At 69.6% G+C, this 20,561-nt stretch carries 21 protein-coding genes; 16 read left to right on the top strand and 5 right to left on the bottom strand.

The features are described from left to right. Window positions 1-23: 23 nt before the first annotated feature. The 10 genes from mdcC (at window position 24) to WS70_RS12025 (ending at window position 7,680) form a co-directional block, all read left to right on the top strand. Window positions 24-341 carry a malonate decarboxylase acyl carrier protein gene (gene mdcC, locus WS70_RS12070; RefSeq protein WP_059473258.1) on the top strand — a complete coding sequence of 106 codons (318 nt, stop codon included), beginning with the start codon at window positions 24-26 and terminating at the stop codon, window positions 339-341. After that, a complete protein-coding gene (locus WS70_RS12065) occupies window positions 338-1,285 on the top strand; it encodes a biotin-independent malonate decarboxylase subunit beta (RefSeq protein ID WP_059597165.1) in 948 nt (315 codons plus the stop codon). The genes mdcC and WS70_RS12065 overlap by 4 nt, the downstream gene beginning before the upstream one ends. After that, a complete protein-coding gene (mdcE, locus tag WS70_RS12060) occupies window positions 1,272-1,997 on the top strand; it encodes a biotin-independent malonate decarboxylase subunit gamma (protein ID WP_059597164.1) in 726 nt (241 codons plus the stop codon). The genes WS70_RS12065 and mdcE overlap by 14 nt, the downstream gene beginning before the upstream one ends. Then, on the top strand, window positions 1,972-2,796 hold the full coding sequence (mdcG, locus tag WS70_RS12055) for a malonate decarboxylase holo-[acyl-carrier-protein] synthase (RefSeq protein WP_059597163.1): 825 nt from the start codon (window positions 1,972-1,974) through the stop codon (window positions 2,794-2,796). The genes mdcE and mdcG overlap by 26 nt, the downstream gene beginning before the upstream one ends. Beyond that, entirely contained in the window at window positions 2,793-3,944 is a 1,152-nt protein-coding gene (mdcB, locus tag WS70_RS12050; RefSeq protein ID WP_108034000.1) for a triphosphoribosyl-dephospho-CoA synthase MdcB, read from the top strand. The genes mdcG and mdcB overlap by 4 nt, the downstream gene beginning before the upstream one ends. Next, window positions 3,941-4,879, top strand: coding sequence for a malonate decarboxylase subunit epsilon (gene mdcH, locus WS70_RS12045; protein ID WP_059597162.1), 939 nt, complete (start codon window positions 3,941-3,943; stop codon window positions 4,877-4,879). The genes mdcB and mdcH overlap by 4 nt, the downstream gene beginning before the upstream one ends. A 93-nt stretch (window positions 4,880-4,972) precedes the next feature. Next, entirely contained in the window at window positions 4,973-5,521 is a 549-nt protein-coding gene (locus WS70_RS12040) for a phospholipase D-like domain-containing protein (RefSeq protein ID WP_059473263.1), read from the top strand. Continuing rightward, the gene (locus WS70_RS32880) at window positions 5,518-6,003 is read left to right on the top strand and encodes a hypothetical protein (protein WP_335639737.1); all 486 of its coding nucleotides are present in this window, start codon (window positions 5,518-5,520) and stop codon (window positions 6,001-6,003) included. The genes WS70_RS12040 and WS70_RS32880 overlap by 4 nt, the downstream gene beginning before the upstream one ends. A 22-nt stretch (window positions 6,004-6,025) precedes the next feature. Beyond that, window positions 6,026-6,907, top strand: coding sequence for an alpha/beta hydrolase family protein (locus WS70_RS12030; protein ID WP_059473341.1), 882 nt, complete (start codon window positions 6,026-6,028; stop codon window positions 6,905-6,907). Window positions 6,908-7,050: 143 nt separating this feature from the next. After that, on the top strand, window positions 7,051-7,680 hold the full coding sequence (locus WS70_RS12025) for a glutathione S-transferase family protein (RefSeq protein ID WP_059597161.1): 630 nt from the start codon (window positions 7,051-7,053) through the stop codon (window positions 7,678-7,680). 236 nt (window positions 7,681-7,916) lie between these two features. On the opposite strand, the gene proP is transcribed toward WS70_RS12025, so the two are convergent. Continuing rightward, a complete protein-coding gene (proP, locus tag WS70_RS12020; RefSeq protein ID WP_059597160.1) occupies window positions 7,917-9,398 on the bottom strand; it encodes a glycine betaine/L-proline transporter ProP in 1,482 nt (493 codons plus the stop codon). Between the two features lie 531 nt (window positions 9,399-9,929). Between proP and WS70_RS12010 the strand changes: the two genes are divergently transcribed. Then, window positions 9,930-10,262, top strand: a complete 333-nt coding sequence (locus WS70_RS12010) for a YnfA family protein (protein ID WP_010121404.1) — start codon at window positions 9,930-9,932, stop codon at window positions 10,260-10,262. A 126-nt stretch (window positions 10,263-10,388) separates the two neighbouring features. Here the strand turns inward: WS70_RS12010 and dnaQ are convergent, their stop codons facing one another. The 3 genes from dnaQ to WS70_RS11995 are packed head-to-tail and all read right to left on the bottom strand — an operon-like array spanning window position 10,389 to window position 12,423. Then, window positions 10,389-11,111 (bottom strand): DNA polymerase III subunit epsilon, encoded by a 723-nt coding sequence (dnaQ, locus tag WS70_RS12005; RefSeq protein WP_059473266.1) that lies wholly within the window; start codon window positions 11,109-11,111, stop codon window positions 10,389-10,391. A 56-nt stretch (window positions 11,112-11,167) separates the two neighbouring features. Then, window positions 11,168-11,614, bottom strand: coding sequence for a ribonuclease HI (rnhA, locus tag WS70_RS12000; protein WP_010102811.1), 447 nt, complete (start codon window positions 11,612-11,614; stop codon window positions 11,168-11,170). Further along, on the bottom strand, window positions 11,611-12,423 hold the full coding sequence (locus WS70_RS11995; protein ID WP_059597159.1) for a class I SAM-dependent methyltransferase: 813 nt from the start codon (window positions 12,421-12,423) through the stop codon (window positions 11,611-11,613). The genes rnhA and WS70_RS11995 overlap by 4 nt, the downstream gene beginning before the upstream one ends. A 20-nt stretch (window positions 12,424-12,443) precedes the next feature. On the opposite strand from WS70_RS11995, the gene gloB reads away from it, so the two are divergent. The 3 genes from gloB (at window position 12,444) to WS70_RS11980 (ending at window position 16,382) form a co-directional block, all read left to right on the top strand. Continuing rightward, window positions 12,444-13,265: a hydroxyacylglutathione hydrolase gene (gene gloB, locus WS70_RS11990; RefSeq protein ID WP_059473268.1), complete on the top strand. Its 822-nt coding sequence runs from the start codon at window positions 12,444-12,446 to the stop codon at window positions 13,263-13,265. A 151-nt stretch (window positions 13,266-13,416) separates the two neighbouring features. Next, window positions 13,417-15,006 (top strand): transglycosylase SLT domain-containing protein, encoded by a 1,590-nt coding sequence (locus WS70_RS11985; protein WP_059473342.1) that lies wholly within the window; start codon window positions 13,417-13,419, stop codon window positions 15,004-15,006. Window positions 15,007-15,143: 137 nt separating this feature from the next. Next, complete coding sequence (locus WS70_RS11980) at window positions 15,144-16,382, top strand: MFS transporter (RefSeq protein WP_059473269.1); 1,239 nt, start codon at window positions 15,144-15,146, stop codon at window positions 16,380-16,382. Between the two features lie 130 nt (window positions 16,383-16,512). Here WS70_RS11980 and WS70_RS11975 read toward each other — a convergent pair whose 3' ends face one another. Beyond that, window positions 16,513-17,613 carry a DUF6670 family protein gene (locus WS70_RS11975; RefSeq protein ID WP_059597158.1) on the bottom strand — a complete coding sequence of 367 codons (1,101 nt, stop codon included), beginning with the start codon at window positions 17,611-17,613 and terminating at the stop codon, window positions 16,513-16,515. A 393-nt stretch (window positions 17,614-18,006) separates the two neighbouring features. Here WS70_RS11975 and WS70_RS11970 point away from each other — a divergent pair, with 393 nt between their 5' ends. Continuing rightward, window positions 18,007-19,020 (top strand): AraC family transcriptional regulator, encoded by a 1,014-nt coding sequence (locus WS70_RS11970; protein WP_059597157.1) that lies wholly within the window; start codon window positions 18,007-18,009, stop codon window positions 19,018-19,020. A 389-nt stretch (window positions 19,021-19,409) separates the two neighbouring features. Continuing rightward, window positions 19,410-20,555 (top strand): glutamine-hydrolyzing carbamoyl-phosphate synthase small subunit, encoded by a 1,146-nt coding sequence (gene carA, locus WS70_RS11965; protein ID WP_059473272.1) that lies wholly within the window; start codon window positions 19,410-19,412, stop codon window positions 20,553-20,555. Window positions 20,556-20,561: the final 6 nt, after the last annotated feature.

Genomic DNA, 20,561 nt, shown 5'->3' with positions numbered 1-20,561 from the left:
GAATGGGGGAGGAGCGTTTCGCAATGGAACAGTTGAACTACCGCCACACCGCGCGCGAGCGCGCGAAGGGCGATGCGGCGTGGGCGCTCGTCGGCGTCGTCGCGTCGGGCAATCTCGAAGTGCTCGTCGAGCGCGTGCTGCCCGACACCGAATGCGAAGTCGACATCCGAACGGCCGCCGTGGGATTCGGCGACGTCTGGCAGGCGGTCGTCGCCGATTTCGTCGAGCGCCGTTCGCCGGGCGGGCTGCGCCTGTCCGTCAACGACGGCGGCGCACGGCCCGACATGGTGTCGCTGCGGCTCGCGCAGGCGGTGCGCGCGATCGAAGGAGACGCGCGATGAATGCGGCGGCCACGACAGCACATCCGGAATTCGCGCCGGCGGGCGCGAGCTGGTTCGAGGCGTCGGCGCGGCAGCGGCTCGCGGGCCTCGTCGACGCGGGCTCGTTCGAGGAATTCATTGGCCCGCAGGACCGGCTGACGAGCCCGCATCTGCCGATCTTCGACCTGCCGCAGCAGTTCGACGACGGGATGATCGTCGGCCGCGCGGCGCTCGACGGCGAGCCCGTGCTCGTCGCCGCGCAGGAAGGGCGCTTCATGGGCGGCGCGTTCGGCGAGGTGCACGGCGCGAAGCTGACGGGCCTCCTGCGCGCGGCGCGCGAGCGGCGCCCGATGCCCGTGCTGATCCTGTTCGACACGGGCGGCGTGCGGCTGCAGGAAGCGAACGCGGGCGAGATCGCGGTATCCGAGATCATTCGCGCGGTGATCGACGCGCGCGCGGCGGGCGTGCCCGTCGTCGGGCTCGTCGGCGGGCGCGCCGGCTGCTACGGCGGCGGCGGGATCATCGCCGCGTGCTGCTCGGCGCTCGCGGTGTCCGAACAGGGGCGCATCGGCGTATCCGGGCCGGAGGTGATCGAGAGCCGGCGCGGCGTCGACGAGTTCGACGCGCGCGATCGCGCGCTGATCTGGCGGACGATGGGCGGCAAGCATCGTCGGCTCGTCGGCGGCGCCGAGCGCTTCGTCGACGATACGATCGACGCGTTCCGCGACGCCGCGATCGCGCTCGTCGCGCGCGTGCGGGCGGGCACGGCGTTCGGCGCGGCGACGCTTGCGGCCGAGCATGCGCGGCTCGTCGAGCGCATCGCGCGCTTCGGCGAGTGCGGCGACGCGCTCGACGTGTGGCGCGCGCTCGGCGCGCCCGACGCGGACGCGATTCCGTCGCTCGATGGCGCCGCGTTTGCATCGTTGGCCGACCGACTGACGGAGGTGCGCCATGACGCTCGATGACGTATTGGCTTCGCTGTTTCCGTCGGGCCACGATGTCGCGATCGATGCCGACGGTCTGCTCGAAGGGCGCGGCATGCTCGCGGGCCGCGCGGTCGACGTGATCGGCGTCGCGCGCGGCGCGGCGCTCGGCGTCGACGGCGCGCTCACGCTCGCCGCCCGCGTGCTCGCGACGATCGGGCGCGGCGACGCGACGCCGATCCTCGTGCTCGTCGACGGCGACAGCCAGCGGATGAGCAAGCGAGACGAACTGCTCGGCCTGAACGAGTGCCTCGCGCATCTCGCGAAATGCCTGCTGCACGCGCACGCGCTCGGCCATCCGACGATCGGGCTGCTGTACGGGCATGCGGCGGCGGGCGCGTTCATCGCGACGGCGCTCGCGACGCGCACGCTGGTCGCCCTGCCGGGCGCTCAGCCGGAGGTGATGGATCTGCAGGCGATGTCGCGCGTGACGAAGCTGCCCATCGACGTGCTGCGCGAGAAGGCGCAGTCGACCGCGGTGTTCGCGCCGGGGCTCGACAACTTCGCGAAGACGGGCGCGGTCGACGCCGTGCTCGATCCGGCGCGCTCGCTCGCCGAGCAAGTGGCCGCGATCGTCGCGCGGCCGACGGATCGCGCCGACCGGCGCGATCGGCTCGGCCACGAGCGCGGCGGCCGGCCGGTGGCGGCCGATGTCGCGCAACGCGTGTATGAGCTCGCGCGCGCCGGCCGCTGATACGCCGCTCGTGCGGCACACGCTCGTGCGCGTGCACGCCGACGCGTGGCGTGCGCTGCTCGGCGCGCGCCACGGCGTCGACGCGCTGCCGTTCGTGCGCGACTGGGCGGCGCGCGGCTGGCCGCTGATCGTCCGGCGGCGTTCGCCGTGCGATGCGGGCGTGCCGCTCGGGTTGCCGCTGCCGCCGTCGGCGGGCAAGCGGCGCGTCGCGTTCGCGGCCGCGCGCGAGCATATCGACGCGGTCTGCGCGCTGCCGATGCTCGCCGACGTCGAGCATGAAGCGCCGCCCGCGTGGCGGCCGACGCTCGCAGGGCTGCGTGCGCTTGCGGACGCGCATCGCGTCGATTGCCGCGTGTTCGGCGGCCTCGCGTGGCAGACGCTGACGGGGTTGCGTTATCTGAGCGGCAGCTCGGATCTCGATATTTTGCTGATGCCGTCGCGTTCGTCTTCGACTTCGACTTCGTCGTTGCCTTTGCCTTTGCCGATATCGTCGCTGACGGCTTCGGCTTCGGCTTCGGCTTCGGCTTCGGCTTCGGCTTCGGCGTTGGTGTCGGCATCGGCATCGGCGTTGCTTTCGTCTCCGGTTCCGTCGCGGCGCGAGGCGCTCGCGTCGTTCCTCACGGCGCTCGCCGAGCTCGACGCTCACGCGCCGATGCGCATCGACGGCGAGTTGCTGCGCGCCGACGGCGCAGGCGTGAACTGGCGCGAGCTGCATGCAGACGAGCATGAGGTCGCGATGAAAACCGCGACGGGCGTCGAGCTGTGCGTGCCGGAGGCATTTCTGGAGACGTGGCGATGAAGCAGAGCGCATGCGTGGCGCGGATGGCGGCCCGACGTGAAGCGACGCGCGGCGATTCGGCGTACGCGCTTGACGAAGCGGACGGGGTAGATACGCTGCTGAATGCGTCGAATGCGTCGAATGCGTCGAATGCGTCGAATGCGTCGAATGCGTCGAATGCGTCGAATGCGTCGAATGCGTCGAATGTGGCGATCATGCGGAATACGCCGAGCGCACTAGATCCTTCGGATCAGCCGGGCGCGCCCGATCCATCGCACGCGCTGTCCGCGTCGGACCATTCCGAGCCTTCGATACGCGAGCCGCATCGACGAGCATCGCCGACAGCGGATGCCATCGCCGCCTACGCGACGCACTGCCTGCGCCTCGAAATCGACACATGGCCGAAGCCGGGCCTCGTGAGCCACGTCGACGCGGGCAGTCACGACGACATGACAGCCGGGACGTTCTACAACAGCGCGGCGGCGCTCGAACCATTCTTCGCCGAACTCGCCGCAGCGGGCGCGCGCGATGCCGACATGCCGGCGCTGCGCAAGATCGGCCTGCGCGCGGAGCGCGCGATGCTCGCGGCGACGGACGGCGTGAACACGCATCGCGGCGCGATCTTCGGGCTCGGTCTGCTGTGCGCGGCCGCGGGCCTGCGCGCGTCGGCCGGACGCGGGCGAGACGCCCGTGCGACGCTCGGCGCACTCGTTGCCGCGCGCTGGGGCGGCGAGATCGTCGGCGGCCCGCGCCTTGCCGACAGCCACGGTGAACGTGCGGGTCGCTGCTACGGCGTCGGCGGCGCGCGCGCGGAGGCGGCGGGCGGTTTCGCGAGCGTCTACGCGGTCGGCGTGCCGGCGCTGCGCGATGCCGCGCGGCTCGCGCCGGGCGACGCCGAGGCGGCGCGCGTGCACGCGTGCTTCGCGCTGATTGCCGCGGTCGACGACACGAATCTGCTGCATCGCGGCGGTCGCGGCGGCCTCGGTTTCGCGCAGCGGACCGCGTGCGAATTTCTCGAGCGGGGCGGAGTGGGCGCAGCCGACTGGCGCGCGCGCGCGGCCGCCGCGCACCGTGCGTTCGTTGCGCGTCGGCTGAGTCCAGGCGGTGCGGCGGATTTGCTCGCGATGAGCTTGTTCGTCGCGGCGCTCGAAGCGGAGCGCCTGCCGTGACGATCGCGATTCTCTGTTCGGGTCAAGGCTGCCAGCGCGCCGGCATGTTCGAGCTGACGGCCGACTTGCCGGAAGCCGCGCCGCTCTTCGCGCACGCGGCCACGCTGCTCGGCGCCGATCCGCGCGACTGGGTGCGCGACGCCGGCGACGACGCGTTGCGCGAGAACTTCGCCGCGCAGCTCGTCTGCACGCTGCAGGCGGTGAGCGCGATGACGCGGCTCGACGCGCTGCTGCCGCGCCGGCGCTGCGTCGCGGGATACAGCGTCGGCGAGGTCGCCGCGTGGAGCGTCGCGGGGCTCGTCGACGCGCGAGCCGCGCTTGATCTCGTCGCGGCCCGCGCGCATGCGATGGACGCGGCGAGCGACGGCGATGCGGGGATGCTGTTCGTGCGCGGCCTGTCGCGCGACGTGATCGACGCATCGTGCGCGACGCACGGCGCCGCGGTCGCGATCGTCAATCCGGGCGACGCATACGTGCTCGCCGGGCCGCGCGCGGCGCTCGACGCGCTCGACGCGGACGCGCGCTCGCGAGGCGCGGCGCGCGTCGCACTGGTCGCCGTCCACGTCGCGTCGCATACGCGTTGGCTCGGCGCGGCGGTGCCGCGGTTTCGCGCCGCGCTCGCCGGCGCGCGGATTGCGCGCGCACCCGTCGCCGGCACGCGGCTCCTGTCCGGCATCGACGGCGCGCCGGTGCTCGACGTCGATGCCGGCGTCGACAAGCTCGCGCGCCAGATCGCCGAGCCGATCGACTGGGCCGGGTGCCTCGCGGGCTGCGTCGAGGCGGGCGCGCGCGCGTTCGTCGAGCTCGGCCCGGGCCGCGCGCTCGCGGAAATGGCGGCCGCCGCGTATCCCGCGCAGCCGGCGCGCAGTCTGGCCGATTTCCGCTCGTGGGACGGCGTGCGCGCGTGGCTTTCCCGCGTCGGTCTCGACGTCTAGCGCGCATCGCGTGCACGCGCGGCGACGCGTCGCGCGCGCCTCGTCGACGAAACGGCTTGCAACGGTATTGGACGTGGCTACAATTGCCGCCCCATGACATCCCGCGTTCGTTTCGCTTCCGTCTTTTCCTCGGTTTGCGCACTTCTTTGCGCGGCTTCGGTGTCCGAATTCGCGCGCGCCGCACAGATTCCATCGCGCGATCCCGCGCGCGACGCATACTTCGATGCAGACGCCGGCTCGATCGACATCGAAGTCGAGCTGATCCACCGCGCCCATACGCGCGTGCTGGTCGCGGGCGGCGCGTCGGTGCCGGCTGCCGTCGCGGCGGCGCTGCGCGTGGCGCGCGGACGCGGCGTCGACGTGCGGGTCGTGCTCGACCGGACGGGACGCGCGACGAAGTACGGCGGAGCGGGGTTTCTCGCGAACGCGGGCGTCGACGTCGCGCTCAGCGATCGCGTGCCGAATGCGCATGATCCGTTCGTCGTCGTCGACGACGCGATCGTGCTCGGCACAGCGAGCTTCGTGCAGGCGAGCGACGAGCGCGCGGCGGGCAATTTCAACGTCTTCTATCGCGCGCCGCAGCTCGCGCAGTCGTATGCGGCGGAATTCTGGCGGCTTTACGGCCTGTCGCGACGGTATTGAGCGGCGTCCTCCGCACGCTCGCGCGGAGCGCGGGCGACCTGTCGGCTCTGCTCGGCGTGACCCCGCTGATCCCGCCGACCCCGCCGACCCCGCCGACCCCGCTGACCCCGCTGACCCCGCTGACCCCGCTGACCCCGCTGACCCCGCTGACCCCGCTGACCCCGCTGACCCCGCTGACCCCGCTGACCCCGCTGACCCCGCTGACCCCGCTGACCCCGCTGACCCCGCTGACCCCGCTGACCCCGCTGATCCCGCCGACCCCGCCGACCCCGCCGACCCCGCTGACCCCGCTGACCCCGCTGACCCCGCTGACCCCGCTGACCCCGCTGACCCCGCTGACCCCGCTGACCCCGCCGAGCGCGGTCAGACCGGCGCGACCGACGAGGCCGGCAAGACCGCCGCAACCGGTTCCGATTTTCGCCGCTGCGTCATCGCCGATGCGGAGGGCGGCTGGCGGGCGATCGCGTTCGCTTGCACAATAGCCGCTCGATAGCGAGGATGTCGATGCACGAACGACCGCCGATCACGGCCGAGACGACACGGTTTGCCGCGCTGGACGGCCGACTGCTGACGGGGACTTTCCATGCGCCGGGCACGCCCGCGGCGAGTAACGGCCGCGGCGTGCTCGTGAACGGCGCGCTCGGCGTGCCGCGCGGCTTCTACGAGCGCTACGCGCGTTTCCTGGCGGGCGACGGCTTCACCGTGCTGACCTACGACTACCGCGGCGTCGGCGATTCGCGCAAGGCGCCGTCCGAAGCCGACATGGCGACGCTGCGCGACTGGGGCGAAGCCGATCTGCCAGGCGCGCTCGACCATCTCGCGGCGCGCGCGCCGTCGCAGCGGCTGCTCGCAATCGGCCACAGCGTCGGCGGACAGATGTTCGGCCTTGCGCACAACAACGGCCGCGCGGCGGCGCTGCTGTCGATCTGCTGTCCGAGCGGCTACTGGCGGCTCTGGCCATGGCCGCGCCGGCTGATGCTCGCGCCGCTGCGGTTCGGCGTCGTGCCGGCGCTGGGCGGCGTGCTGTCGCATCTGCCGACGCGTCGTCTCGGATTGGGCGGCGGCGCCGATCTGCCGTCCGGCGTGATGCGCGAATGGGCGCGCTGGTGCCGCCATCCGGACTATCTGGTCGACGGCGCGGGCCGTCCGCTGCGCGAGCATTTCCGCGGCTACCGAGGCCGGATTCTCGCGTACACGGTCAGCGACGACTGGATGGCGCCCCCCGCCGCGGTGCAGGCGCTGCACCGTTTCTATTCGAGCGCGCAGATCGAGCACCGCGAGATCTCGCCGGATCGCAGTCGGCACGCGATCGGCCATTTCGGCTATTTCCGCGACGACAACCGCGCATTGTGGCCGCTCGGCGCGGCGTGGCTGCGCGAACAATGAGCGGCGCGGGCGTTCGCGTCACGTCGGGTTGCACCGACGGCGCGCCGCGTGTGTCCGCGGTTCCCGCATTTTTCGGCTCCCGCTAGGCGAAGCGCGCGCGACGCGCTACAGTCGACAGCCCCCCGTCAAGCGGAGCATTCCCGATGAAGCTGATTGGCATGTTGGATTCCCCGTTCGTGCGGCGCGTCGCCATTTCGGCGAAGCTGCTCGGTCTACCGTTCGAGCACAGTTCGTTGTCGGTGTTTCGCCAGTTCGACGCGTTCAAGTCGCTCAATCCGGTCGTGAAGGCGCCGACGTTCTTCATCGACGACGGCACGATGCTCGTCGATTCGTCGCTGATCGTCGATTACCTCGATCGGCTTGTCGCGCCCGGGCGGCGGCTGATGCCGGAAGATCCGGCGGCGCGCGTGCGCGCGCTCGAGCTGACGGGCCTCGCGCTCGCGGCGGCGGAAAAGACGGTGCAGGTCGTCTACGAGCATGGGCTGCGGCCGGGCGACAAGCAGCACCAGCCGTGGCTCGACCGCGTGCTCGGCCAGCTCGACGGCGCGTACGGCGCGCTCGAGGCGCGCATCGCGGGCGCGAGCGGCTGGCTCGTTGGCGAGCGGATCACGCAGGCGGACGTCACGGTCGCCGTGGCGTGGCGCTTCACGCAATTCATGAAGGACGACTACCCGGATCTCGCGCGCATCGAGCCGGCGCGCTATCCGGCGCTCGCCGCGCTGTCCGCGCGTGCTGAGGCGCTGCCGGAGTTCGAGGGCACGCCGCTCGATTGAATCGAGCGGCGCGGGCAGGGCGCCGCGGCAGCGCGCGGGCATGATCCGCCCCGCCCGCTGCTCGACGCTCGATATTCGGCGCCGGGCGCCGCACGAAGCGCCGCGAACCTCTGTTCCGACCGACCATTGCCGAGCGCGAAAACGCGGAGGCGGCCTCGCCACGCTGATCGCGCGTCGCGAGGCCGCCTCCGCGGTCCATCATCGAATGGCGTGTCTAAGCTCTCGCGTATTCGACTTCATGCACGCAGCGCGGCAGCGGGCGCGTAGCCGCTGTCGTCGCGCTCGTCCGCCTCGCGGCGCTTGATCTCGAGCGCACGCGCCTCGCGATGCGACGCGACGGCAGGCGGCGAGCCCTTCAGCGGCTGGCGCGCGCTCTCCGGCAGCGCGAGCACCGAGATCGCGCCGATCACGGCGGCGCCCATCAGGTAGTACGCGGGCATCATCAGGTTGCCCGTCGCGTCGACGAGCCAGGCGGCCGCGAGCGGCGTCGTGCCGCCGAACAGCGACACCGACACGTTGAAGCCGATCGCGAGCGCGCCGTAGCGGATCTCGGTCGGGAAGAGAGCGGGCAGCGCCGACGGCATCACGCCCGTGAAGCACGACAGCAGCGCGCCGAGGATCAAGAGGCCGCCGAACACGAGCGACGTTTCGCCCGTGCGGATGAGGAGCAGCGCGGGGATCGCGAGCGTGAAGAGCCCGATGCAGCCGGCGAGCATAACCGGCTTGCGGCCGACCGCGTCCGACAGGCGGCCCGTCGCGAGCGTCATCGGCATCATCAGCACCATCACGATCAGGATCAGCATGAGGCCGTGCGCCTCGTCGAAGTGCAGCGTCGACGACAGGTAGCTCGGCAGGTACGACAGCGCCATGTAGTCGGCGACGTTGAAGATCAGCACGAGACCGATGCACAACAGCAGCGCGCGCCAGTGACGCATGAGCTGCCGGCGGAAATGCGTCTTCGGCACCGCCTTGTCCTGTGCTTCGCGCACTTCGGCCTGACGCTTGAATGCGGGCGTTTCTTCGAGCTTCATCCGGATGTAGAGGCCGATCAGGCCGAGCGGGCCGGCGATGAGGAACGGCACGCGCCAGCCCCACGACAAGAGCGCCTCGTGCGACAGCGACGCCGTCAGCAGCGCGACGACGCCCGCGCCCATCACATAGCCGATCAGCGTGCCGAACTCGAGGAAGCTGCCCATGAAGCCGCGGCGCTTGTCCGTCGAGAACTCGGCGATGAAGGTCGCCGCGCCGCCGTATTCGCCGCCCGTCGAGAAGCCCTGCACGAGGCGCGCGACGAGGAGCAGCACGGGCGCCAGGATGCCGATCGAGCCGTAGCTCGGGATGAGGCCGATCGCGAACGTGCCGACCGCCATCATGATCATCGTCATCGCGAGCACGCGCTGGCGGCCGATGCGGTCGCCGAGCGGGCCGAACACCATCCCGCCGAGGGGGCGCACGAGGAACGCGGCGGCGAACGTGCCGAACGTCGCGAGCAGTTGCGCGGACGGGTTGCTCGACGGGAAGAACACTTGGCCGAGCGTGACGGCGATGTAGCTGTAGACGCCGAAGTCGAACCATTCCATTGCGTTGCCGAGGGCCATCGCACCGACGGCGCGCTTCAGAAGGCCCTGGTCGACGACGGTGATGTCGTGCGGGGCGGCGGCAGACGCGCCGTCGGCGGTCGCGATTGACGAAGTAGAAGGGGCGGGTGTTGCAGTCAAGGTCGAAAACTCCTGTGACGGCGGCCGAATCGCGCGAGGGGACGCGCGGTTCGCCACGGGTTGCCGAAGAGTGCGGTTCGCGATCGAGCGAGGGTCGCGAGCGTGAAAGGGCGCATGAAACGCTTAATCCAAAAGGAAGCCGATCCGGCGCGGACCCGATGGTCGTCGCGCACTCGCACTCATGAGAAAAGGCCGCCGCACCGGGGCGGTCGACGAACCGGCGCCTCGCGTGGCGTTCGCGGCCGGCTGGATGCCCTTCAAGGGCGTTGAAACGAAAAAAGCTGCCTGAAGGCGCGCTTTCTTGTGAGCGAAATTTCGGGCGACCCGTTGCGGCGCAATGCCGAACGATCTCGTGACCGAAATAAATGACAGACGTAAGCTGTTTAAAGAAGCGACATGATAGCACGATGGCGGAGGATCGCGCAAATTGCTGCGGGAGCGCCGCTTTTCCGGGCATCGGCTCGGGTATGATCGCGCTCGTTGCCGCGGGATTGCGCGGCGTTTTCGACGTGCGTTTCGCGCGCCCCGAACATGCTTTCACTCGCGAAGATTGCGGCGCTTTTCGTATTGACCGCCGTCGCCGAAATCGTCGGCTGCTATTTGCCGTGGCTCGTGCTGAAGGCGGGGAAGCCCGCCTGGCTGCTCGCGCCCGCGGCGCTGTCGCTCGCGCTGTTCGCGTGGCTCTTGACGCTGCATCCTGCCGCCGCCGCGCGCACCTATGCGGCGTACGGCGGCGTCTATATCGCGGTCGCGCTCGCGTGGCTGCGGGTCGTCGATGGCGTGCCGCTGTCGCGCTGGGACGCGGCGGGCGCGGCGCTCGCGCTCGCCGGGATGTCGGTGATCGCGCTGCAGCCGCGCGGGTGATGCCGAGAGCGACGCCGCGGCGCGTGCCGGGTGGTGTCGATGCGTCGCGTGCGGCGGGGCGAACTCGCTCATTCGCTCATTCGCATGCGTGCGCTCGCTCCCGATCCTCCGGCGGCATCGACCTCGTCAAGCCTCGCTACCCGCTTCCTTGCGCCACACGCACGCGCCCTTGACCGACTTGTCGAGCGCGTCGAGCTGCGCCTCGTGCGCGGCGAGCTCGTCGTCGGTCGCGGCGAGCACCGGCAGGTCGAGCCCGCTGAACGCCATCCGCGGCGCGTCGCCGTTGCGGTGCGCGTCGCCGCCTTCGTCGAGCATGTCGATGACGAGGCTTTCCTGCCCGCGCGTCATCGCGAGATACACCTCGGCGAGCAGCTCGGAGTCGAGCAGCGCGCCGTGCAGCGTGCGGTGCGCGTTGCTGATGTCGAAGCGGTCGCACAGCGCGTCGAGCGAGTTGCGCTTGCCGGGGAACATCTGCTTCGCCTGCACGAGCGTGTCGATCACGCCCGCGCAGTGGTCGGTGAAGGCCGGCAGGCCGAGCAGCGAGAACTCGGCGTCGAGAAATCCAAGGTCGAACGGCGCGTTGTGGATGATGAGCTCCGCGTCGCGGACGAAATCGCGCAGCTCGTCGACGATTTCGGCGAACTTCGGCTTGTCGCTCAGGAACTCGGTCGTGAGCCCATGCACCGCGAGTGCGCCCGGATCGCTGTCGCGCCCGGGGTTCACGTAAAAGTGCAGGTTGCTGCCGGTGAGCCGCCGGTTCAGCAGCTCGACGCAGCCGATTTCGATGACGCGGTCGCCCGCGCGTGCGTTGAGGCCGGTGGTTTCGGTATCGAGAATGATCTGGCGCATGTCTGAAAAACAGGATTCGGGTCAGTCGTGAAGCGAAAAGGGATGCGCAAGCGGGCTCATGCCCGATCGAGCGATTCGACGCCACGGTTCGCGAGCGCGTCCGCGCGCTCGTTCTCCGGGTGGCCGGCGTGCCCCTTCACCCAGCGCCATTCGATGTCGTGCTGCGCGACGAGCGCGTCGAGCCGCTGCCAGAGGTCCGCGTTCTTCACGGGCGTCTTCGCGGCGGTGACCCAGCCTTTCTTCTTCCAGCCGTGGATCCACTCGCTGATGCCTTTCTGCACGTATTGCGAATCGGTGTGGACGACCACCTTGCACGGGCGCTTCAGCACCTCGAGCGCGGCGATCACGGCGGTGAGCTCCATCCGGTTGTTGGTCGTGCCGGCTTCGCCGCCGAAGAGTTCCTTCTCCTGCGCGCCGTAGCGCAGCAATGCGCCCCAGCCGCCGGGGCCCGGATTGCCCTTGCAGGCGCCGTCGGTATAGATGTCGATGGTTTGCAACGTCATGAGTGTTCTTGGTGGGTGGTCGGGGTGGCCGCAGGCGTGAGGCCCGGCGCGAGCACCGGCTTTTTCATCCTGATCGGGCCGACGAGCCGCATTCCGCGCACGCGCTTGATCGCCGTCACCATGTAGACGGCGCCGAAGATCGGCCACCAGCGGTCGCCGGCGGCCTCCATGAACGCGTAGCGGGACAGCCACTTGTCGGTGGCGAGGGGCGGCCGGTAGCAGCCGAAGCGGCCGCGCTCGAGATCGAAGCCGAGCAGCTTGATCCAGTCCTTCAGCCGGATGAACGTGATCTGGTCGCGCGTCGCGGGCACGAACGGCCGGTTCGCCATCTTGCCGACCGACTGCCGCGCGCCCCAGAGGCTCAGCGAGTTGAAGCCCGTGATCACGAGCTGGCCTTCCGGCATCAGCACGCGCTCGGCTTCGCGCAGCAGCCGGTGCGGATCGGACGTGAATTCGAGCGTGTGCGGCATCACGATCAGGTCGACGCTCTGCGACTCGAACGGCAGATCGAGCAGGTCGCACCAGACGGTGCTGCGTCCGGCGGGCGCATGCTCGGTGCTGTGCGCCTCGCGCGCCCACGGATAGTGATAGGGCGCGCTCGCGCCGCTCGCCGGATCGAGCACGAGGCCGCGGCACGGCATGCGGTTCTCGCGCAGCGTATCGAGCTGCGGCAGCCCGAGCTGCAGCGCGTGGAAGCCGAACACGTCGGACACGGTGCGGTCGAGCTGCGTCTGCTCCCAGTCGAGCACGTAGCGCCCGGGCGGGGAGTCGGTCCAGGCGGGCCAGTCTATAATCGAACGGTCAGACATATCTCGGTGGTTGCGCGCCCATGAACGAGCTGGAATACGTGCCGGTGCCGGCATTCGACGACAACTACATCTGGCTCGTGTCGGACGGCAGCGATGCGGTTGCCGTCGATCCGGGCGAGGCCGCCCCGGTGCGCCGCTATCTCGACGCGCGAGGTTGGCGGCTGACCGCTATTTTACTCACGCACCATCATGGCGACCATGTCGGTGGAGTGGCCGAGCTGCTCGCGACCTCGCGCGGCAGCGATTCCTTCGCGGTGTTCGGCCCAGCACACGAGGCGATCGAGCACGTGACGCGCCGCCTCTCGGGCGGCGAGCGCGTGCGCATCGGATCGCCCGCGCTCGAATTCGACGTGATCGACGTGCCCGGCCATACGCGCGGCCACATTGCGTATTTCCAGGCGGCCGGCGCAGGCCCGGCGGGGCCGGCGCATGCCGCGCCGCATCTCTTTTGCGGCGACACGCTGTTCTCGTGCGGCTGCGGCCGCCTCTTCGAAGGCACGCCCGCGCAAATGCTCGCGTCGCTCGACGCGCTCGCGGCGCTGCCGGGCGACACGCGCGTGCACTGCGCGCACGAGTACACGCTGTCGAACATCCAGTTTGCGCTCGCTTGCGAGCCGGGCAACGCGGCGCTCGCCGCATGGCGCGACGAAGCGAGCGCGCGTCGCGCGCGCAACGAGCCGACGCTGCCGACGACGATCGCGCACGAGCGAGCGGTGAACCCGTTCCTGCGCGCGGACAGCCCGTCGATCCGCGCGACGCTCGAAACGCAACTGCACGAGGCGGCGCCCGACCGGCTCGCCGCGTTCACGCTGATGCGCGAGTGGAAAAATCGTTTTCGTTAACCCGTAGGGTTGTCGGGTCAAGCTCAACCAGAATCTGGAGAATCGGCCCCAAATACCCGATTTAGCAGGTTTTTCGGTGTTTTTATTGACGCGAACCACGCACTTTCGTACTATCGCCTGCAATTTCCAGCCGTTGGAAGCCGAGATTTTCATGCGATTCCTCCTCAGTGCGCTATTGGTCCTGACGCTCGCCGCGTGCGCGGGCGCGGGACCGACTGCCCAAAATCCCGCGGCCTCCGATCCGCAAGCCGCTTCGACCTTCCTGCGCAAGTCCGCCACCGCGAAAGAAACCGTCGACGTCGACAAGCAATCGGTCGGCGACCTGACCACCAACGACAGCGATCTCTGGGCGCGCATCCGCCGCGGCTTCCAGGTGCCCGATCTGCAGAGCGACCTCGTCGACATGCAGACCACGTGGTATACGCAGCGCCCCGACTACGTGCAGCGGATGACCGAGCGCTCGCAGAAGTACCTGTACCACATCGTCGAGGAGCTCGAGGCGCGCCACATGCCGACCGAGCTCGCGCTGCTGCCGTTCATCGAGTCCGCGTACAACCCGCAGGCGCTGTCGGTCGCGAAGGCGGCCGGCATGTGGCAGTTCATGCCGGGCACGGGCCGCACGTACAACCTGAAGCGGAACATGTGGCAGGACGAGCGGCGCGACGTGCTCGCATCGACGAGCGCGGCGCTCGACTATCTTTCGCGCCTGCACGACATGTTCGGCGACTGGTATCTCGCGCTCGCCGCGTACAACTGGGGCGAGGGCAACGTGCAGCGCGCGATCGCGCGCAACCAGGCGGCCGGCCTGCCGACCGACTACCAGAGCCTGCGGATGCCGAACGAGACGCGCAACTATGTGCCGAAGCTGCAGGCCGTGAAGAACATCATCGCGAATCCGCAGCAGTACGGCCTCACGCTGCCGGATATCCCGAACCACCCGTATTTCGTGACGGTGACGACGTCGCGCGACATCGACGTGACGGTCGCCGCGAAGCTCGCGAACCTGCCGCTCGACGAATTCAAGTCGCTCAATCCGTCGTTCTCGAAGCCCGTGATCCTCGGCGCGACGCAGCCGCAGATCCTGCTGCCGTTCGACAACGCGACGGCGTTCGAGAAGGGCCTGAAGTCGTACGACGGCCAGCTGTCGTCGTGGACGGCGTACACCGTGACTGAACGCTCGCGGCCTGCCGCGATCGCGGAGAAGATCGGCGTCGACGCGGACACGCTGATGCAGGTGAACAAGATTCCGGCCGGCATGCGCCTGAAGCCCGGTTCGACGATCGTCGTGCCGCGCACCGACGACGACGACGAGGACATCAGCGCCGACGTCGCCGAGAATGGCGCGCTCGCGATGGAGCCGGACGTGCCGGATACGCGCAAGATGCTGATTCGCGTGCGCCGCAAGCAGTCGATGGAAGCGCTCGCGAGCCGCTACGGCGTGTCGGTCGCGCAGCTTCGCGGGTGGAACCGCACGCGCCGCGCTGTCGTGATGCCGGGCCAAACGATGGTGCTGCACGTGCCGGTCGGCCGCGCGGTGCCGGCCGAGCCGGGTCCGGAGCGGATCGCGACGTCGGTTTCAGGCGGCCGCATCGAGCGCGCGAGCCTGCATACGGGCGGCAAGGCGAGCCGCGGCCGCAAGGCGGCGCCCGTCGCCGCGAAGGCGCCCGCGAAGGCCGCGACGAAGCGCAGCGCGAAGGCCGCACCCGCGAAGTCCGCGAGCCACAAGGCAAAGAAAAAGTAAGACGAAAGGCGTGCGTGCCGCGGGGACTTTCCGATCCCCGCCGCGCAATCGACTATCATCGCCGGACGCCGTCACTTGGGTGACGGCGTTTTCGTTTGTGTGCTTTGCCGCGGATTCGCCGGCCGGGCGCTTCATCGGTGATCAAGATGTCCCTTGTGCAATTTCGCGTGTTCGCGCTGTTCGCGATCGGCTACTTCGTTTCGTATGTCTTTCGTGGCGTGAATCTCGGCTTCGCGCCGCTCATCACGCGCGACCTCGGCCTGTCCGCCGCCGACCTCGGCCTGCTGACGAGTCTCTATTTCCTCGGCTTCGCGTGCGCGCAGATTCCGGCGGGCGTGCTGCTCGACCGCTACGGTCCGCGCCGCGTGAGCGCCGCGCTGTTGCTCGTCGCGGCGGCGGGCGCGTGGGTGTTCGGCGCCGCGCACGACGTCGGCACGATGATGGCCGGGCGGCTTCTGATCGGCATCGGCGTGTCGGTGTGCCTCGGCGGCGCGTTCAAGGCGCTCGCGCAGCATTTCCCGGTCGCGCGGCTGCCGCTCCTGAACGGCTTCGTGATGGCGGTGGGCGGCCTGGGCGGCGTCGCGGTCGGCTCGCCGCTCGAATGGCTGCTCGGCTTCGCCGGCTGGCGTGCGGTGTGCGCGGGGCTCGGCGCGTTCACGGTGGCGGTCGCGGCCGCTTTGTGGACGTTCGCGCCCGAAGCGGAGCAGGGCCGCCAAAACGTGAGCGTCGCCGCGCAGTTCGCCGGCACCTGGCGGATCATCGCGGACCGCGCGTTCTGGAAGATCGCATCGTTCTCGGTCGTCACGCAGGGCGTGTTCTATGCGATGCAGTCGCTATGGGTCGGCGCGTACCTGCGCGACGTGAGCGGCTTCGCGCCGAGCGACGCGGCCGCGCTCGTATCGGTGCTCGGCTTCGCGATGATGGCGGGCTGCGTCGGCTTCGGCGCGGCGGCGCGCGGGCTCGAGCGGCGCGGCGTGTCGCTGTACGCGTTCTGTGGAGTGGGAATGGCGCTCTTCGTCGCGACGCAGCTCGCGATCATGCTGCGCGCGCCGCTGCCCGCCGTCGTGCTGTGGGCAGCGTACGGCGTGTTCGGCGGCGTCGGCATTCTGAGCTACGCGGTGCTCGCCGAGTACTTCCCCGTTCATCTGATCGGCCGCGCGAACACGACGCTCACGCTCGTCATCTTCGTCCTGATCTTCGGCTTCCAGGTCGGTGTGGGCGCGGTGCTGTCGCGGTGGCCGACTCACGCGGGGCACTACCCGGCGGGCGCGCACCTGACCGCTTGGGGCGTGCTCGTCGCGCTGCAGATCGCGAGCGCGGTCTGGTACGTGCTGCCCGACCGCGCGCTCGGCAAGTCGGCGCGGCACGCGGGCTGATGCGCGCGTTAGCCGCGCGCGTCGCGGGCGAAGTGGCGTACCGGCCCGAATCGGAGCGGCGAAAGGCGTGCGAGACGCCGCGCGCTTGTCTTTCTGCGGCCGCGACTGCGCGTCGGCGGCGTCGCGCGCTTCATCTGCGCTGGTCGACGTACTCGATGTATCCGCGCCCGCTCGCCGGCCGTCCGTCACGCTCGCCTTCCCAGCGATAGCCGCCGACGTAGCCCGTGCCGATGCCGAACAGCATCGGCGTGTCGACCGTCGCGTCGATGGCGAACAGATTGCGGCCTTGCCGGTCGCGCACGCGCCACGCGAATGTCTCGGGCAGCCGCATCTCGGAGCCGTCCGGCGCGACGGCCGGCTGCGCCTGCGTGCTCAGCACCCGGAAATGGACATCGGCGTCGAGCCGGTGCGCGCATTGGCCGACGATGCGCAGATACGCGCTCGTCAACGCCGGATGGCCGTCGACCTGGACGTGCGCGAGCAGCAACTGTGTATCGGCATCGAGATCGATCACCTGATAGCTGAACACGTCCCAGGGCAGCTTTGCGGCTTTCGGCAGGAAGCGGTCGTAGAGCAGATACGGCGAGGTGCCGCGCGCGTATTCATAGGTGCAGAGGCCCGACACCTCGGTCGCGGCGCCTTCCTGCTCGATCGTGCCCCGATAGCGGGTGACGAGTGCGATGTGTTCATAGAAGACGCCTTTCGCGAACCATGTGACGTCGCCCGTGGCCGTCAGCGACAACTCGACCGCGAAGCCCTGACGACGGCTCTTCAGCCGGAAATCGGGATAGCGGCCGCTCAGCTCCATATCCTCGCCGAGGCGCAGCAGGCTGCCGTCCGCGCGCCATTCCGTGTCGCGCGGGGTCGAATAGCGCGTGAAGTGACGATCGACGGCGGCCGCCGTGCCGTGCACGAGCGTCGCGGTCTGCAGCGGGCCGTCGCCCGGCGCGGCCGCGAAATCGGTGTCGAACACGCGCATGCCCGCGCTGCCGAGGATGATCGCGCTGGCCAAGAAATGGTGGGGCGCAGGCAGATCCGGGATCATGATGCCGTAGTGCATCAGGCCGAACCGGCGCGCACCGCCGTCCGGCGGAAAGATCGTCGGCGCGGGCAGGCCGTGGCGCGCGGATGGCTCGACGGGCCGCAGAATCTGCGTGGCCACCTTGGCCAGCGCGTAGCCGCGCAATCCGCGCCAGCCGCGGTGACGGTGCGCGCTGTCGATCGGGGGCAACGCGGACGCGGCGGGGCGCTCGTGTCGATGGCGGTGCTCATGTCTTCTCCTTTCCTTGTGTCTTCGATTTGCTTCAAATTTCAGTTGTCGCCGAGCTGCCGCTGGCTGCACAACGAACTGGTTGGCTGCCGTGGCACAGCTTGCGTCTCCCGGGCGTCAGCGAGCTCGAATCACGGCTGTTTGTCGTGTCGGAAAATGTGCAGGGCGCGCGGGCGTCACGTCACGATATGCCGCCTGCCGTCGGCCGCGCCGACGCTGTAGGAGGCGTGAGCAACGACGGTGCGCGGCGGCCCTCTGGGCCGTTGTCGAGGCCCGGACCGTGCGGGAAAGATCGCATTGAGCGTTACATCGGATAATGGCATATTGGGCGTGCTCTAGACATTTGAGGCCACCTTGATCGTCAAGCTCGCTCGCTGGGATTTCGTTCGCCCCGTCAACACGACGCGCGTGCTGGTGGACGTGGGCGTCGAGCAAGGATTGGATTTACTTCAGTGTCTGGATGGCAGCGGCGTCGCGCCAGAGCTGCTCGATCGGCCGGAGGCCACCGTGGCTGCTGCACAGGAGTTGCGCATCGTCCGCAATCTGATGCGGTTTCTGGGGCCGGATTTTCCGCTCGGCGTTGAAGTCGGCCGGCGCTACCATGCGACCGCTTACGGAATCTGGGGATTCGCGCTCCTGAGCAGCGCGACGTTCGCCCACGCCGTGTCGGTTGGACTGCGCTACCTTCAGTTGACGTCGACCTTCTGCGACATCCGGCCGACCACGCGCGGCGATGACGCGACGCTCGTGATCGACGACCGTGACCTGCCGGGCGACGTGCTGGTCGAAATCACCGTGGCCGCATTGATCACGCTGCAGTTCGATCTCGATGCGGCGAACTTGCCGGTCAAGCGCCTTGCGCTCAAGATGGAGGCGCCGTCGTATGCCGATCGCTTCCGAACGTTGTTCGGCGCGTCGCCCGAGTTCGGTGCGGCGGAAAACGCGTTGACGGTCGACGCGCGCTGTCTGGATCTGAAGCTGCCGCAGCGCAACTCGCTGACGCGGCGGCTTTGCGAAGACGAATGCCGGCGCGTGCTTGAACGCCGCCGTCGCAGCGAAGGCTGGGCCGGGCGCGTGCGCCGGCACCTCGCGGGCGATTCGGCGCGCGGCCCGACGATGACGGCGCTCGCGGCGGAACTCGGCGTGAGCGCGCGCACGTTGCGGCGGCGGCTCGCGGACGAGGGGACGGATTACGAGACGGTCGTCGACGAGATTCGCGAAACGCTGGCCGAAGCGCTGCTCGCGACCACGGCATTGACCGTCGCGGAGATCTCGGAGCGGCTCGGCTATTCGGAGCCGTCCGCGTTCGCGCGCGCGTTCAGGCGGTGGAAGGTGATGTCGCCCAACGAATATCGGCGGTCCGCGTGACGCGGAGCGGGTGGGCCGTGCGCGGCGCGCGCCGGTTCGCCGCGGTCGGCGAAGGCGTGGGCGATGCCTGCCGCGCCGGCGTCCGGGCACGCGCGAGCCCGCACGACATGCGCTAATCGATTGAAGATAAGGCCAATTTCACGCTATAATTTGAAAGTTTGTGCTAATCAACCTCGCACCCTAGCGCCTACCTCCCTCATCCCGTTCGTCCGCCGCACGCCGCTTGACGCAGGCGATGCCGCGAAACCCGCGCCCGCGCGCGCCGTTTCGCGCTCGACCGCAAGCCCGCGCGCGCAAGCGCCCACGCGCGCCGTGATGCATCACGCGGCCCGCAAGCGCGCGGCAGGATAGACAGGTCGGCGGCAAGGGTGTCCCCCAAGGAGCCCCCCGTGTTGCCGTCTTTTTCTCCCGCTTTGCTCGCACTCGCCGACGGCACGGTCTTTCGTGGTTATTCGATCGGCGCGGCCGGCCATACGATCGGCGAAGTCGTGTTCAACACCGCGATCACCGGCTATCAGGAAATCCTCACGGATCCGAGCTATGCGCGCCAGATCGTCACGCTGACCTATCCGCACATCGGCAACGTCGGCGTGAACGCCGAAGACGTCGAAGCGACGAAAGTCCATGCCGCCGGCCTCGTCGTGCGCGATCTTCCCGCGCTCGCGTCGAATTTCCGGATGGAGCGCTCGCTCGGCGATTACCTGCGCGACGAAGGCGTCGTCGCGATCGCGGGCCTCGACACCCGCAAGCTGACCCGCATCCTGCGCGACAAGGGCGCGCAAAACGGCTGCATCCTGACGGGCTCCGACGACGAAGCGAAGGCGATCGCGCTCGCGCGCTCGTTCCCGGGCCTCGCAGGGATGGATCTCGCGAAGGTCGTGTCGACGACGAAGCCGTTCGAGTGGAAGCAGACCGAATGGCGCCTCGGCAGCGGCTACGGGATGCAGGAGACGCCCCGCTACCGCGTCGTCGCGTACGACTTCGGCGTGAAGTACAACATTCTGCGGATGCTCGCCGAGCGCGGCTGCCACGTGACGGTGCTGCCCGCGCAGTCGAGCGCGGCCGACGCGCTCGCGCTCAATCCGGACGGCATCTTCCTGTCGAACGGCCCGGGCGACCCGGAGCCGTGCGACTACGCGATCGCCGCGACGAAGGAATTCATCGAGCGCGGCGTGCCGACCTTCGGCATCTGCCTCGGCCACCAGATCATGGGCCTCGCGGTCGGTGCGAAGACGCTCAAGATGAAGACGGGCCACCACGGCGCGAACCATCCGGTGAAGGATCTCGCGAACGGCCGCGTCGTGATCACGTCGCAGAACCACGGCTTCGCGGTCGACGCCGATTCGCTGCCCGCGAACGCGCGCACGACGCACGTGTCGCTGTTCGACGGCACGCTGCAAGGCTTCGAGCTGACCGACAAGCCCGCGTTCTGCTTCCAGGGCCACCCGGAAGCGTCGCCCGGTCCGCACGACATCGGCTATCTGTTCGACCGCTTCACCGCGCTGATGGATGCGGCGAAGGCGCGCAGCGCCTGACGCCGC

It is taken from the genome of Burkholderia mayonis, from assembly GCF_001523745.2.
Taxonomy (GTDB): Bacteria; Pseudomonadota; Gammaproteobacteria; order Burkholderiales; family Burkholderiaceae; genus Burkholderia; species Burkholderia mayonis.
This window is presented reverse-complemented; position numbering and strand designations above follow the sequence as displayed.